The sequence below is a fragment of the Micromonospora radicis genome (genome assembly GCF_003583405.1).
Classification (GTDB): domain Bacteria; phylum Actinomycetota; class Actinomycetes; order Mycobacteriales; family Micromonosporaceae; genus Micromonospora; species Micromonospora radicis.
This window is the reverse complement of record NZ_QXEC01000009.1, coordinates 179,983-195,126: the sequence shown is the minus strand read 5'-3', so window position 1 is coordinate 195,126 and position 15,144 is coordinate 179,983. Positions and strand designations below refer to the sequence as shown.

General features: G+C 68.6%; 15 protein-coding genes. All 15 read left to right on the top strand.

Annotated elements, in window-relative coordinates:
- Positions 1–90 precede the first annotated feature (90 nt).
- The 15 genes from D2L64_RS12230 to rpsC all read left to right on the top strand — a co-directional run bounded on the left by D2L64_RS12230 (position 91) and on the right by rpsC (position 15,141).
- Positions 91–3,978: a DNA-directed RNA polymerase subunit beta' gene (locus D2L64_RS12230; protein ID WP_119575459.1), complete on the top strand. Its 3,888-nt coding sequence runs from the start codon at positions 91–93 to the stop codon at positions 3,976–3,978.
- A 97-nt stretch (positions 3,979–4,075) separates the two neighbouring features.
- On the top strand, positions 4,076–4,441 hold the full coding sequence (locus tag D2L64_RS12225; protein ID WP_119575457.1) for a hypothetical protein: 366 nt from the start codon (positions 4,076–4,078) through the stop codon (positions 4,439–4,441).
- A gap of 631 nt (positions 4,442–5,072) precedes the next feature.
- The gene (locus D2L64_RS12220) at positions 5,073–5,444 is read left to right on the top strand and encodes a phage holin family protein (protein WP_119575516.1); all 372 of its coding nucleotides are present in this window, start codon (positions 5,073–5,075) and stop codon (positions 5,442–5,444) included.
- Between the two features lie 495 nt (positions 5,445–5,939).
- Positions 5,940–6,314 (top strand): 30S ribosomal protein S12, encoded by a 375-nt coding sequence (gene rpsL, locus D2L64_RS12215; RefSeq protein WP_013735958.1) that lies wholly within the window; start codon positions 5,940–5,942, stop codon positions 6,312–6,314.
- A gap of 1 nt (position 6,315) precedes the next feature.
- Positions 6,316–6,786: a 30S ribosomal protein S7 gene (gene rpsG / locus D2L64_RS12210; RefSeq protein WP_013735957.1), complete on the top strand. Its 471-nt coding sequence runs from the start codon at positions 6,316–6,318 to the stop codon at positions 6,784–6,786.
- 75 nt (positions 6,787–6,861) lie between these two features.
- Positions 6,862–8,958, top strand: a complete 2,097-nt coding sequence (fusA, locus tag D2L64_RS12205) for an elongation factor G (RefSeq protein WP_119575455.1) — start codon at positions 6,862–6,864, stop codon at positions 8,956–8,958.
- 212 nt (positions 8,959–9,170) lie between these two features.
- On the top strand, positions 9,171–10,364 hold the full coding sequence (tuf, locus tag D2L64_RS12200) for an elongation factor Tu (protein ID WP_119575453.1): 1,194 nt from the start codon (positions 9,171–9,173) through the stop codon (positions 10,362–10,364).
- Positions 10,365–10,713: 349 nt separating this feature from the next.
- Entirely contained in the window at positions 10,714–11,022 is a 309-nt protein-coding gene (rpsJ, locus tag D2L64_RS12195; protein ID WP_007073037.1) for a 30S ribosomal protein S10, read from the top strand.
- Between the two features lie 11 nt (positions 11,023–11,033).
- Positions 11,034–11,699 carry a 50S ribosomal protein L3 gene (rplC, locus tag D2L64_RS12190; protein ID WP_119575451.1) on the top strand — a complete coding sequence of 222 codons (666 nt, stop codon included), beginning with the start codon at positions 11,034–11,036 and terminating at the stop codon, positions 11,697–11,699.
- Positions 11,696–12,346 (top strand): 50S ribosomal protein L4, encoded by a 651-nt coding sequence (gene rplD, locus D2L64_RS12185; protein WP_119575449.1) that lies wholly within the window; start codon positions 11,696–11,698, stop codon positions 12,344–12,346. Before rplC ends, rplD begins: the two co-directional genes overlap by 4 nt.
- On the top strand, positions 12,343–12,645 hold the full coding sequence (rplW, locus tag D2L64_RS12180; protein ID WP_093403611.1) for a 50S ribosomal protein L23: 303 nt from the start codon (positions 12,343–12,345) through the stop codon (positions 12,643–12,645). The genes rplD and rplW overlap by 4 nt, the downstream gene beginning before the upstream one ends.
- 12 nt (positions 12,646–12,657) lie before the next feature.
- Complete coding sequence (gene rplB / locus D2L64_RS12175) at positions 12,658–13,497, top strand: 50S ribosomal protein L2 (protein ID WP_119575447.1); 840 nt, start codon at positions 12,658–12,660, stop codon at positions 13,495–13,497.
- Positions 13,498–13,509: 12 nt separating this feature from the next.
- Positions 13,510–13,791, top strand: coding sequence for a 30S ribosomal protein S19 (rpsS, locus tag D2L64_RS12170; protein WP_067359615.1), 282 nt, complete (start codon positions 13,510–13,512; stop codon positions 13,789–13,791).
- Between the two features lie 40 nt (positions 13,792–13,831).
- A complete protein-coding gene (rplV, locus tag D2L64_RS12165; protein WP_119575445.1) occupies positions 13,832–14,287 on the top strand; it encodes a 50S ribosomal protein L22 in 456 nt (151 codons plus the stop codon).
- Positions 14,287–15,141, top strand: coding sequence for a 30S ribosomal protein S3 (gene rpsC / locus D2L64_RS12160; protein WP_119575443.1), 855 nt, complete (start codon positions 14,287–14,289; stop codon positions 15,139–15,141). The genes rplV and rpsC overlap by 1 nt, the downstream gene beginning before the upstream one ends.
- Positions 15,142–15,144 lie beyond the last annotated feature (3 nt).

Sequence of the window (15,144 nt, the reverse complement as noted above, 5' to 3'; positions counted from 1 at the left end):
GTCAGGTCTGATCCCTGCGGGGGTCACCCCGCCCCGAAACCAAACCCGGTGAGCTGCTGACGCAACAAGCGACGTGTGAGGGAATTGAACGTGCTCGACGTCAACTTTTTCGACGAGTTGCGAATTGGGCTGGCGACCGCGGACGACATCCGTCAGTGGTCGCACGGCGAGGTCAAGAAGCCCGAGACCATCAACTACCGCACCCTCAAGCCGGAGAAGGACGGGCTCTTCTGCGAGAAGATCTTCGGTCCGCAGCGGGACTGGGAGTGCTACTGCGGTAAGTACAAGCGGGTCCGGTTCAAGGGCATCATCTGCGAGCGCTGCGGCGTCGAGGTCACCCGCTCCAAGGTTCGCCGGGAGCGGATGGGCCACATCGAGCTCGCCGCGCCGGTGACCCACATCTGGTACTTCAAGGGCGTGCCGAGCCGGCTGGGTTACCTGCTGGACCTCGCCCCGAAGGACCTCGAGAAGATCATCTACTTCGCCTCGTACGTGGTGACGAGCGTGGACGCCGAGGCGCGTCACCGCGACCTCTCGACGGTCGAGAACGAGATCCTGGCCGAGAAGCGGCAGTCGGAGAACAGCCGCGACTCGGAGATCGAGAAGCGGGCTGCCAAGCTCGAGGCCGACCTGGCCGAGCTGGAGGCCGAGGGCGCGAAGGCGGACGTCCGGCGCAAGGTCAAGGAGGGCGGAGAGCGCGAGATGCGCCAGATCCGCGACCGGGCCCAGCGCGAGATCGACCGCCTGGACGAGGTGTTGGACACCTTCCGCAAGCTCGAGCCGAAGCAGCTGGTCACCGACGAGCTGCTCTACCGCGAGCTGCGCGACCGGTTCGGTGAGTACTTCACCGGGGGCATGGGCGCCGAGGCCATCAAGGCCCTGGTGCAGAACATGGACCTCGACACCGAGGCGGAGAGCCTGCGGGAGACCATCCGCACCGGCAAGGGCCAGCGGAAGATCCGGGCGCTCAAGCGGCTGAAGGTCGTCGCGGCGTTCCAGAACACCCGCAACTCGCCGCTGGGCATGGTGCTCGACTGCGTACCGGTGATCCCGCCGGACCTGCGCCCGATGGTGCAGCTCGACGGTGGCCGGTTCGCGACCAGCGACCTGAACGACCTGTACCGCCGGGTGATCAACCGGAACAACCGGCTCAAGCGGCTGATCGACCTCGGTGCGCCCGAGATCATCGTCAACAACGAGAAGCGGATGCTCCAGGAGGCCGTCGACGCGCTGTTCGACAACGGCCGCCGCGGTCGGCCGGTCACCGGTCCGGGTAACCGTCCGCTCAAGTCGCTGTCCGACATGCTCAAGGGCAAGCAGGGCCGGTTCCGCCAGAACCTGCTGGGCAAGCGCGTCGACTACTCCGGCCGTTCGGTCATCGTGGTCGGCCCGAAGCTCAAGCTGCACCAGTGCGGCCTGCCCAAGCAGATGGCGCTGGAGCTGTTCAAGCCGTTCGTGATGAAGCGGCTGGTCGACCTCAACCACGCCCAGAACATCAAGTCCGCCAAGCGGATGGTCGAGCGGCAGCGGCCGGTCGTGTGGGACGTGCTGGAAGAGGTCATCGGCGAGCACCCGGTGCTGCTGAACCGGGCGCCGACCCTGCACCGCCTCGGCATCCAGGCCTTCGAGCCGCAGCTGGTCGAGGGCAAGGCCATCCAGATCCACCCGCTGGTCTGCACCGCGTTCAACGCCGACTTCGACGGTGACCAGATGGCGGTGCACGTGCCGCTCTCCGCCGAGGCTCAGGCCGAGGCGCGGATCCTGATGCTGTCGTCGAACAACATCCTCAAGCCGGCCGACGGCAAGCCCGTCACCATGCCCACCCAGGACATGGTCATCGGGCTCTACCACCTGACCCACCTCACCACCGGTGAGCGTGGCGAGGGCCGGGCGTTCAGCTCGGACGCCGAGGCGCGGATGGCGTACGACAACGGCGAGCTGCACCTGCAGGCGCCGGTCAAGATCCGCCTGCGGGGTGTGGTCGAGGTCGACAACGGTGCCGGCGCGCAGCCGTGGACCGCGCCCGAGGGCTGGGTCGTGGGCGAGCCGCTGACCGTGGAGACCACCCTCGGCCGGGTGCTGTTCAACGAGACCCTGCCGCAGGGCTACCGGTTCGTGAACTACGAGATCCGCAAGGGTCAGCTCTCCGCGATCGTCAACGACCTCGCCGAGCGGTTCCCGAAGGTGGCCCTCGCGGCCACCCTCGACGGGCTCAAGGAGGCCGGTTTCCACTGGGCCACCTGGTCCGGCGTGACCATCGGCATGGAGGACGTCATCGCTCCGCCGCGCAAGCAGGAGATCCTGGCGCGGTACGAGAAGGAAGCCGACCGGATCGACAAGCAGTACCAGCGGGGTCTGATGACCGCCGAGGAGCGTCGCGGCGAACTCATCGAGATCTGGACCAAGGCGACCAACGAGGTCGCCAAGGAGATGGACACCGCGCTGCCGCAGGAGAACCCGCTGTGGAAGATGATCAACTCGGGTGCTCGCGGTAACCTGCTCCAGCTCCGGCAGATCGCGGCGATCCGTGGTCTGGTGGCCAACCCCAAGGGTGAGATCATCCCGCGGCCGATCAAGGCCAGCTACCGGGAGGGTCTGTCCGTGCTGGAGTACTTCATCTCCACGCACGGTGCCCGTAAGGGTCTCGCGGACACCGCCCTGCGTACCGCCGACTCGGGTTACCTGACCCGGCGTCTGGTGGACGTCTCGCAGGACGTCATCATCCGCGAGGAGGACTGCGGCACCGACCGGGCCATCCCGATGCAGATCGGTCAGCAGCTGGACGGCACTCTCGTGGTGCACGAGCACGCGGAGACCAGCGTGCACGCCCGTACCCTGGCCGACGACATCAAGGGGCCGGACGGCACCGTGGTCGCCGAGCGGGGCGCGGACATCAACTCGATCCTGGTCGACAAGATCGTCGCCGCCGGGGTCGAGACCGTCCGGGTGCGCAGCGTGCTCACCTGCGAGTCGAAGCTGGGCGTCTGCGGTGCGTGCTACGGCCGTTCGCTGCCGACCGGCAAGATCGTGGACGTCGGCGAGGCGGTCGGCATCATCGCCGCCCAGTCGATCGGTGAGCCGGGTACGCAGCTGACGATGCGTACCTTCCACACCGGCGGTGTCGCGGGTGAGGACATCACTCAGGGTCTGCCGCGTGTCCAGGAGATCTTCGAGGCCCGGATCCCGAAGGGCAAGGCGCCGATCGCCGACACCCCCGGCCGGATCCGGATCGAGGACGGCGAGCGGTCGCGCAAGATCATCGTGATCCCGGACGACGGCAGCGACGAGATCGTCTACGACAAGATCTCAAAGCGGGTCCGGCTGCGGGCACACGACGGCGACCACGTCGAGGTCGGCGAGAAGCTCACCGAGGGCACCATCGACCCGCACGAGCTGCTGCGCATCCTCGGCCCGCGGGCGGTGCAGGTCCACCTGACCCAGGAGGTCCAGGAGGTCTACCGCTCGCAGGGTGTGCTCATCCACGACAAGCACATCGAGATCATCATCCGCCAGATGCTCAAGCGGGTGACGGTCATCGACTCCGGCTCGACCGAGTTCCTGCCGGGTGTGCTGGTCGACCGGGCGCTGTTCGAGTCGGAGAACCGCCGACTCGTCGGCGAGGGCGGCGAGCCCGCGGCCGGTCGTCCGGTGCTGATGGGTATCACCAAGGCCTCGCTGGCCACCGATTCCTGGCTCTCGGCGGCCTCCTTCCAGGAGACCACCCGGGTGCTGACCGACGCGGCGATCCACGCCCGCAGCGACTCGCTGATCGGTCTGAAGGAGAACGTGATCATCGGTAAGCTCATCCCGGCCGGTACCGGCATCAGCAAGTACCGCAACGTCCGGGTCGAGCCGACCGAGGAGGCGAAGGCCAAGGTCTACTCGATGACCGGCTACCCGGAGACCGACTACGGTTTCGGGCCGGCCAGTGGCCAGGCGGTCCCGCTGGACGACTTCGACTTCGGGTCGTACCGCTAGACCGTGCGGTGACGTGGGAGGCCCCCGGCATTCTGCCGGGGGCCTCCTCGCGTTCCGGTCCGCCGCGGACGGCCGCTCGCCCAGGCATCATGTGGCTATGACGATCGCACCCGGATCGGCGCCGCCCGCGCCCGCACCGCGTCACCCGTTCGACCCGGATCCGGTCCGGGCGACGAAGGCGAGGGCGGTCTTCGCGCTGGGGCTGATGGCCGCGTTGACGGGTCTGCTGATCGGCGGCGTGGTACCGGCCACGGTGGCCCTGCGCCTGGCCCGGCAGGCGCGCCGGGAGGCGTACGCCTCGGGGGGTTTCCTCACCGGCGCGGCCTGGCTGCGGCGCGGGGAGCGGCTGGCCTGGACGGGCCTGGCGCTGGTGGCGGTGGCGCTGGTGGTGCTGCTGGTGATCGGCGTGGTCCGGCTCGCCGAGGCACCCTACGGGCAGGACTTCGCGCCACACATCGACTGACCGGGGCGGGCGAGCCCTCGCGCCCGGCGCCGTCGGGATGTCCGGCGACGGTAGCCTGACCCTTGTCCGTCGCGCGGCGGTGGACGCTGCCGACGAGGAGGATCCCGTGACGGAACCGGCACGCCCCGAGGGCGGCGAGTCCGCCCAGCCCGACCCCGGGGAGCCGGCGGCCGAGACGGCGAGGTCGGGCGTACCGACGTCCCCCGTCGGGACCGACGGACATTCGTCGGCGGCACCGTCGCCGCCCGCGCCGACCCCGGACTCGCCGGGTCCCGCGTCGCTGCCGGGCCCCCCGGCTTACCCGCCGCCGGGCGCCCCGTCGTTCGCGCCGCCGCCGGGCGTGCCCGGGCTCGGGCCGCCGCCGGCGTACGGAGCCGCGTCGGGTGCGCCGGCCGCTGGATTCCCACCTGCCGCCCCCGGGGGGTTCCCGTACGGCGCTCCGGTCTCGGGGTTCCCGCACGGCTTCCCCGGCTCGGGGCCGGTGCACGGTGCCCCGGCCTTCGGGTCGGTGCCCGGTGGCCCGGTCGCCGGGCCATCGCCGGGTGGTCACCCCGGTTCCGGCTGGGGATGGGCGCCGGGGCCGCCCCCGCCCCCGCAGGACCGTCCCCGGCCGCCGAAGCGGGTGGAGGCGCTGCCCGGCACCCCGTTCGCGATGGTCCACCTGGAGGTGCCGCCGGTCACCTCGGGGCTGGCGGTCGGTTCCCTGGTGGCCGGGATCACCTCGATTCTGGTGTCCGTCCTGGTCATCTGCATCGGGGCGGTCGGGGGAGGGACGAGCGGTGCCTGGGCCGCCGGTGCCTTCACGGTGCTGGGCGGCCTGACCGCACTCGGGGCGATCGTCTCCGGGCTGCTCGGCCGGCGACAGATCCGGCGTCCGGCGGCACCACCGGCGGTTCGCTTCACCGGTAACGGTCTGGCGATCGCGGGGATCAGTTGTGGTGGGGCCGGACTCCTGCTCAGCCTGCTGGGCCTGGCGCTGGCGTTCCTGCTGGCGCTGGCCTGAACGGGGCCGGAACCACTTCCGGTGGCGGATACCCCGCCGTCGGGGGCTGGGCGGCCGGTTTCCGGCGGAGCCGGTACACTTGTGTTCGTAGGTGCCCATCACGGGCGGGCAAGGCGGCGGGTGGGCCCGGCGGTGACGAGAAGTCCAGCGGGTCTCCCGTTTTGACCTGCGCGGCTGTGGTAGGTACTCTTTCCCCTTGCGCCCGGGCTAGCCCGGGCAACTCGTGCGTGCGCTGGATCCGGTGAATCCGGTATCCGTGAGGCGTCACCACTGAGCCAGAAGACCCGGCAGACGATGATCTGTGTGCCGGTGACAAACCCCCGGGGCTGCGTGCGAGCGTCGGAACCGGGACCGTGAGCTGGGCGACACGCCCGACCGCGGGTGCCGGGACCGCCGCGAGGTGGCCCTGGTCGGAATGTAGGAGAGTCGATCACCAGATCGACTACGGCAGACGGCGCGGTCGCGACAGGCGGCCGAAGGGAGCGGAGAAACCCGGTGCCCACCATTCAGCAGCTGGTCCGAAAGGGCCGCCAGGCGAAGACCACCAAGACCAAGACCCCGGCGCTGAAGGGGTCTCCCCAGCGGCGCGGCGTGTGCACCCGCGTGTACACCACCACCCCGAAGAAGCCGAACTCGGCGCTGCGCAAGGTCGCTCGTGTCAAGCTCAGCAGCCAGGTCGAGGTGACCGCCTACATCCCGGGCGTCGGGCACAACCTGCAGGAGCACTCGATCGTGCTCGTCCGCGGTGGCCGTGTGAAGGACCTCCCCGGCGTGCGTTACAAGATCGTCCGCGGTTCGCTGGACACCCAGGGTGTCCGCAACCGTAAGCAGGCGCGCAGCCGTTACGGCGCGAAGAAGGAGAAGAGCTGACATGCCGCGTAAGGGACCCGCTCCGCGGAAGCCGCTGGTCGCTGACCCGGTGTACAACTCGCCGTTGGTCACCCAGCTGGTGAACAAGATCCTGCTGCGGGGCAAGCGTCAGCTCGCCGAGCGCATCGTGTACGCCGCCCTGGAGGGGTGCCGGGAGAAGTCCGGCACCGACCCGGTCGTCACCCTCAAGCGGGCGATGGACAACGTCAAGCCGACCCTCGAGGTCCGCAGCCGCCGGGTCGGTGGCGCGACCTACCAGGTGCCGGTCGAGGTCCGCCCCGCCCGGGCGACCACCCTGGGCCTGCGCTGGCTGGTCACCTACTCCCGCGCCCGGCGCGAGAAGACCATGGTCGAGCGGCTGATGAACGAGCTGCTGGACGCGAGCAACGGCCTCGGTGCCGCCGTCAAGCGGCGCGAGGACACGCACAAGATGGCGGAGTCCAACAAGGCCTTCGCGCACTACCGCTGGTAACACCCTGGTCCCGGCGCCCAACCGGCGCCGGGACCGCCACCAGTTGTGTCGAGACGACGATAAGTAGGGATTGAAGTGGCCGCCGCAGACGCGCTCGCCAACGTACGCAATATCGGCATCATGGCGCACATCGATGCCGGTAAGACCACTACCACCGAGCGGATCCTGTTCTACACCGGCATCACGTACAAGATCGGTGAGGTCCACGAGGGCGCTGCCGTCATGGACTGGATGGAGCAGGAGCAGGAGCGCGGTATCACCATCACTTCCGCCGCCACGAAGTGCGAGTGGAAGGGCCACACGATCCAGATCATCGACACGCCCGGCCACGTCGACTTCACGGTCGAGGTGGAGCGGTCGCTGCGTGTCCTGGACGGTGCGGTCGCGGTCTACGACGGCGTGGCCGGCGTGGAGCCGCAGACGGAGAACGTCTGGCGGCAGGCGGACAAGTACAACGTCCCGCGGATGTGCTTCGTCAACAAGCTGGACCGCACCGGCGCGGACTTCTTCCGCTGCGTGCAGATGATGATCGACCGGCTGAACGCCACTCCGCTGGTGCTGCAGATTCCGATCGGCGCCGAGAGCGACTTCATCGGCGTGGTCGACCTGGTCGAGATGCGTGCCCTCACCTGGCGTGGTGAGACCCAGAAGGGTGAGGACTACGCGGTCGAGGAGATCCCGGCCGAGCTGGCTGACTCCGCCGCCGAGTGGCGCGAGAAGCTGATGGAGACCCTCGCCGACGTCGACGACTCGGTGATGGAGAAGTACCTGGAGGGCGAGGAGATCTCCGTCGAGGAGATCAAGGCCGCCATCCGTCGGGCCACCATCGGCGGCAAGGCCAACCCGGTCCTCACCGGTACCGCCTTCAAGAACAAGGGCATCCAGCCGATGCTGGACGCGGTCGTCGCGTACCTGCCGTCGCCGCTGGACATCCCGGCGATCGAGGGTACGGCCACCGACGGCGAGACCCCGCTGCTGCGCAAGCCGGCGGTGTCCGAGCCGTTCTCCGGTCTGGCCTTCAAGATCCAGACGGACAAGCACCTCGGCAAGCTCACCTACGTGCGGATCTACTCCGGCACGCTCGAGTCCGGCTCCCAGGTGGTCAACTCCACCAAGGACCGCAAGGAGCGGATCGGCAAGATCTACCAGATGCACGCCAACAAGCGGGAAGAGCGCGGCTCGGCCCAGGCCGGCGACATCATCGCGGTGCAGGGTCTGAAGCAGACCACCACCGGTGACACCCTGTGTGACCCGGCGAACCCGGTCATCCTGGAGTCGATGACCTTCCCGGAGCCGGTCATCGAGGTCGCCATCGAGCCGAAGACCAAGGCTGACCAGGAGAAGCTCAGCACCGCCATCCAGCGGCTGGCCGAGGAGGACCCGACCTTCCGCGTCAAGCTGGACGACCAGACCGGTCAGACGGTCATCTCCGGCATGGGCGAGCTGCACCTGGACATCCTGGTCGACCGGATGCGCCGCGAGTTCAACGTCGAGGCGAACATCGGCAAGCCGCAGGTGGCGTACCGCGAGACCATCCGCCGCAAGGTGGACAAGGTCGAGTACACCCACAAGAAGCAGACCGGTGGATCCGGCCAGTACGCCCGGGTGATCGTCAGCCTGGAGCCGCTGCCGCTCGGCAACGACGCGCCGACCTACGAGTTCGCCAACGCCGTCACCGGTGGCCGCATCCCCCGGGAGTTCATCCCGTCGGTGGACGCGGGTGCGCAGGACGCCATGCAGTACGGCATCCTCGCCGGCTTCCCGCTGGTGGGCATCAAGCTCACCCTGCTGGACGGCCAGTACCACGAGGTCGACTCGTCGGAAATGGCATTCAAGATCGCCGGCTCGATGGTGATGAAGGACGCGGCCCGCAAGGCCGATCCGGCACTGCTCGAGCCGATGATGGCTGTTGAGGTCACCACTCCCGAGGAGAACATGGGTGACGTCATCGGCGACCTCAACTCCCGCCGCGGCATCATTCAGGCGATGGAGGAGCGCAGTGGCGCCCGCGTCGTCCGTGCTCTGGTGCCGTTGTCGGAGATGTTCGGCTACGTCGGCGACCTGCGGTCGAAGACCCAGGGCCGGGCTAGCTACAGCATGCAGTTCGACTCCTACGCCGAGGTCCCGTCCTCGGTCGCCAAGGAGATCATCGCCAAGGCGACGGGTGAGTGACGCTCACCTGAGCTGGTCCGAGGTGGTCGCGGGAGGATTCCCCGACTGTGACCACCTCGGTCGGATTGTGTGAATTCCGGGCCTGTAGGCTTCATCGCCGCAGAACCCACAAAGCTCTCCGGCCGTCAGGTCGGAAAGGCTGTCGACAGAGTCCTAAGCGCCGACCTGGCGCACCGGGGCGAACGAACCAAGAAGTCCACAGGAGGACACCAGTGGCGAAGGCGAAGTTCGAGCGGACTAAGCCGCACGTCAACATCGGCACCATTGGTCACATCGACCACGGTAAGACGACGCTGACGGCGGCCATCACCAAGGTCCTGCACGACCAGTACCCGGACCTGAACCCGTACACGCCGTTCGACGAGATCGACAAGGCGCCCGAGGAGAAGGCCCGGGGCATCACGATCTCGATCGCGCACGTCGAGTACCAGACCGAGGCGCGGCACTACGCGCACGTCGACTGCCCCGGTCACGCCGACTACATCAAGAACATGATCACCGGTGCCGCCCAGATGGACGGCGCGATCCTGGTGGTCGCCGCGACCGACGGCCCGATGCCGCAGACCCGCGAGCACGTGCTGCTGGCCCGCCAGGTCGGCGTGCCGTACATCGTCGTGGCGCTGAACAAGAGCGACATGGTCGACGACGAGGAGCTCCTGGAGCTCGTCGAGCTCGAGGTCCGTGAGCTGCTCTCGGCCCAGGAGTACCCGGGCGACGACCTGCCGGTCGTGCGCGTCTCGGCGCTCAAGGCCCTCGAGGGTGACCCGGAGTGGACCGGCCGGCTCCTGGAGCTGATGAACGCGGTCGACACCGCGATCCCGCAGCCGGAGCGCGAGACCGAGAAGCCGTTCCTGATGCCGATCGAGGACGTCTTCACGATCACCGGTCGTGGCACGGTCGTCACCGGTCGCGCGGAGCGCGGCATCCTCAAGCCGAACGAGGAGGTGGAGATCGTCGGTATCCGCGAGAAGTCGCAGAAGACGGTCTGCACCGGCATCGAGATGTTCCGCAAGCTGCTCGACGAGGCCCGCGCGGGTGAGAACGTCGGTCTGCTGCTGCGGGGCATCAAGCGCGAGGACGTCGAGCGCGGCATGGTGGTCGTCAAGCCGGGCACCAGCACCCCGCACACCGAGTTCGAGGCGACCGTCTACATCCTCTCCAAGGAGGAGGGTGGCCGGCACACCCCGTTCTTCCAGAACTACCGTCCGCAGTTCTACTTCCGGACCACGGACGTCACCGGTGTCGTCACCCTCCCCGAGGGCACCGAGATGGTCATGCCTGGCGACAACACCACGATGACCGTGAAGCTCATCCAGCCCATCGCGATGGAGGACAACCTCAAGTTCGCGATCCGGGAGGGTGGCCGTACGGTCGGCGCGGGTCGCGTCACCAAGATCATCAAGTGAGCTGGGTAACCCCGATTAGACCCGCCGCCGGTCGTGCGGCATACTAGTCAGGTTGCGTAACGACAGTTCGCCGCCCGTGTTCGGCTCGCGCTGAACCTCCGGGTAGGCAGAGCAGTCGGGCGTGGGGTGGTTGGCGGCCCGTCCGTCAACCACCCTCGCGCGGCGTTCAGGTCGCGGTAGCGCGATCGGCGCCTTGACCCACCGCGGTCAGGATCGCTCCGGATGCTCGGGGCGGAGCCTGGCCCAAGGGCGCGACACGCCCGACCGCGGGGGTGGGCGAAGAGGGTCTGTGCCAGCCGGTACAGGCACCCGCAACACAGCGGCATCGAGAGAAGGAACAGAAGCCACCATGGCGGGACAGAAGATCCGCATCCGGCTCAAGGCCTATGACCACGAGGTCGTCGACTCCTCGGCTCGGAAGATCGTCGAGACGGTGACGCGTACCGGGGCGCAGGTCGCGGGCCCGGTGCCGCTGCCCACGGAGATCAACCGTTTCTGCGTCATCCGCTCGCCGCACAAGTACAAGGACTCGCGCGAGCACTTCGAGATGCGTACGCACAAGCGGCTGATCGACATCATCGACCCGACCCCGAAGACGGTCGACTCGCTCATGCGCCTCGACCTGCCGGCTGGCGTCGACATCGAGATCAAGCTGTAGGGACCGGACACATGGACAGGCAAGTTAAGGGGATCCTGGGCGCAAAGCTCGGCATGACCCAGGTCTGGGACAACAACAAGGTTGTCCCGGTGACCGTGGTTCAGGCCGGCCCCTGCGTCATCACCCAGGTTCGTGACGCCGACAAGGACGGTTACTCCGCGGTCCAGCTGGCGTACGGCACGATCGACCCGCGTAAGGCCAAGAAGCCGCTGCGCGGGCACTACGCCAAGGCTGACGTGGCGCCGCGCCGGCACATCGTCGAGCTGCGCACCGCCGACGCCGCGGACTACTCGCTCGGCCAGGAGGTCACGGTCGAGGAGTTCCCGGTCGGCGTCTCGATCGACGTCACCGGCAAGACCAAGGGCAAGGGCTACGCCGGCCCGATGAAGCGGCACGGCTTCCACGGTCTGCGCGCCAGCCACGGTGTCGAGCGCAAGCACCGCTCGCCGGGCTCCATCGGGGCCTGCGCCACCCCGGGTCGCGTCTTCAAGGGCACCCGGATGGCCGGCCGCATGGGCGGCGTGCGCTACACCGTGCAGAACCTGACCGTCCAGGCGGTCGACACCGAGAACAACCTCCTGCTCGTCCGTGGCGCCATTCCCGGCCCCAAGGGCGCGCTGGTCTTGGTCCGCACCGCGGCCAAGGCCAAGGCGAAGAAGGGCGGTGTGGCCAAGTGAGCACCGTTGACGTCCTGAACTCCGAAGGCACCAAGACCGGCTCGGTCGAGCTGCCCGGTGACATCTTCGACGTGCAGGCCAACCTGCCGCTGATGCACCAGGTCGTGGTGGCGCAGCTGGCCGCGGCGCGGCAGGGCACCCACAAGACCAAGACCCGGGGCGAGGTCGCCGGCGGCGGCAAGAAGCCCTACAAGCAGAAGGGCACCGGCCGGGCCCGGCAGGGCTCGATCCGCGCGCCGCAGTTCGCCGGCGGTGGCGTGGTGCACGGCCCGGTGCCGCGCGACTACAGCCAGCGCACCCCGAAGAAGATGAAGGCCGCCGCGCTGCGTGGCGCCCTGTCGGACCGGGCCCGCGCCGGGCAGGTGCACGTCGTCGAGGCGTTCGTCTCGGGCGAGAAGCCGTCGACCAAGGCCGCGCTGGCCACGCTCGCCAAGCTGACCGAGGCCCGTCGGGTACTGGTCGTGCTGAGCAGCACCGACGAGCTGAACTGGGTGTCGCTGCGCAACGAGCCGCGGGTGCACCTGATCGAGGCCGGCCAGCTGAACACGTACGACGTGCTGGTGGCCGACGACGTGGTCTTCACCAAGGAGGCCCTGGACGAGTTCCTGGGCGTTCCCGCCGAGACCACCGAGGAGGGTGGCAAGTGAGCACGATCGCCGACCCGCGCGACATCATCGTGGCGCCGGTCGTCTCGGAGAAGAGCTACAGCGAGCTGAACCGCAACTGGTACACCTTCCTGGTGCACCCGGACGCGAACAAGACCGCGATCAAGATCGCCATCGAGCAGATCTTCAACGTCCGCGTCCTGACGGTCAACACGCTCAACCGCGAGGGTAAGCGCAAGCGGACCCGTACCGGGTTCGGCAAGCGCAAGGACACCAAGCGCGCGATGGTGAAGCTGGCTGAGGGCGACCGCATCGAGGCCTTCGGCGGCCCGGTCAGCTGAGGGGTGTAGACAATGGCTATTCGTAAGTACAAGCCGACGACGCCGGGCCGGCGTGGCTCGAGCGTCGCCGACTTCGCCGAGATCACCCGGTCGACGCCCGAGAAGTCGCTGCTGGCTCCGCTGCCGAAGAAGGGTGGCCGGAACGCCCACGGGCGGATCACCGCCCGGCACCAGGGTGGTGGCCACAAGCGTCAGTACCGGATCATCGACTTCAAGCGGGTCGACAAGGACGGCGTGCCGGCCAAGGTCGCGCACATCGAGTACGACCCGAACCGCACCGCGCGGATCGCGCTGCTGCACTACGCCGACGGCGAGAAGCGGTACATCATCGCGCCGAAGGACCTGAAGCAGGGCGACGCCGTCGAGTCGGGGCCGGGCGCCGACATCAAGCCGGGCAACAACCTGCCGCTGCGCAACATCCCGGTCGGTACCACGATCCACAACGTGGAGCTGCGTCCGGGTGGCGGTGCCAAGCTGGCCCGTTCGGCCGGTGTCGGGATCCAGCTACTCGGCCGGGAGGGCGTGTACGCGACCCTGCGGATGCCGTCGGGCGAGATCCGGCGGGTGGACGTCCGCTGCCGCGCCAGCATCGGCGAGATCGGCAACGCCGACCAGTCAAACATTAACTGGGGCAAGGCCGGCCGGATGCGGTGGAAGGGCAAGCGCCCGACCGTTCGTGGTGTCGCCATGAACCCGGTCGACCACCCGCACGGTGGTGGTGAGGGTAAGACCTCCGGTGGTCGCCACCCGGTCAACCCGCAGGGTAAGCCCGAGGGCCGCACCCGTCGTAAGGGCCAGCCGAGTGACCGGCTGATCGTCCGCCGCCGCTACGCCACGCGTAAGCGCGGCTGAGGGAGATAAGACATGCCTCGCAGCCTGAAGAAGGGCCCGTTCATCGACGACCACCTGCTCAAGAAGGTGGAGACGCAGAACGAGAAGGGCTCGAAGAACGTCATCAAGACCTGGTCGCGGCGCTCGACGATCATCCCGGACATGCTCGGGCACACGATCGCGGTGCACGACGGACGCAAGCACGTCCCGGTGTTCGTGACCGAGGCGATGGTCGGGCACAAGCTCGGCGAGTTCGCGCTGACCCGCACGTTCAAGGGTCACGAGAAGGACGACCGGAAGAGCCGCCGGCGCTGACGCCGCGGGCATACGGATAGAGGATCAAGGGGTTACAGCGATGCCAGGAAAGGGCGACGCTCCGGTGCTTCCGGGCGCGCGGGCGATTGCGCGACACGTGCGCATCTCGCCGATGAAGGCGCGCCGGGTGGTCAACCTCGTCCGCGGCCTGCCCGCGAAGGAGGCGCTCACGGTGCTGCAGTTCGCGCCGCAGGCTGCGAGCGAGCAGGTGTACAAGGTGCTCGCGAGCGCGATCGCCAACGCGGAGAACAACGAGCGGCTGGACCCCGACGCGCTGCTCGTCAGCGAGGCGTACGTGGACGAGGGCCCGACCATGAAGCGGTTCCAGCCGCGGGCGCAGGGCCGGGCGTACCGGATCCGTAAGCGCACGTGCCACATCACCGTGGCGGTCGAGGCGGTGGCGCCAGCCGCGCCGAAGAAGTCGGCGAAGAAGGCGGCCCCGGCGGAGCAGACCGCACCGGCCGAGACGCAGAGCAGCACGGAGGGCGCCGAGTAATGGGTCAGAAGGTTCACCCGCACGGGTTCCGGCTCGGCATCTCGACCGACTGGAAGTCCCGCTGGTTCGCGGACAAGCTCTACAAGGACTACATCGGCGAGGACGTCAAGATCCGCCGGATGATGTCCAAGGGCCTGGAGCGCGCCGGCATTTCCAAGGTCGACATCGAGCGCACCCGCGACCGGGTCCGCGTCGACATCCACACCGCCCGGCCGGGCATCGTCATCGGCCGTAAGGGTGCGGAGGCCGACCGGATCCGCGGCGAGCTGGAGAAGCTCACCGGCAAGCAGGTCCAGCTGAACATCATCGAGGTGAAGAACCCCGAGTCGGACGCGCAGCTGGTCGCCCAGGGCGTCGCCGAGCAGCTCTCCAGCCGGGTCAGCTTCCGTCGGGCGATGCGCAAGGCGATGCAGTCGGCGATGAAGAACCCGATGTGCAAGGGCATCCGGGTGCAGGTCTCGGGTCGCCTCGGCGGCGCCGAGATGAGTCGCACGGAGTTCTACCGCGAGGGTCGGGTTCCGCTGCACACGCTGCGGGCCAACATCGAGTACGGCTTCTTCGAGGCCCGTACCACCTTCGGCCGGATCGGCGTGAAGGTCTGGATCTACAAGGGTGACGCGGTGCCGGGTCGGGAGACCCCGACCGAGGCTCCGTCGCGCCCGCGCCGGGAGCGCGGCGACCGCCCCGAGCGGCCGCGCCGTGGTCGCTCCGGTTCGTCCGGTACGACCTCCGGTGGCACCGAGGCCGGCCGTGCCGCCGCGACGACCGTCGCGCAGCAGGCCGAGACGCCGAGCGGTGAGCCGGTGGACACGTCCGCCGTCGCCGCCGCGGTAGAAACGCAGCAGGAGGGCTGACAG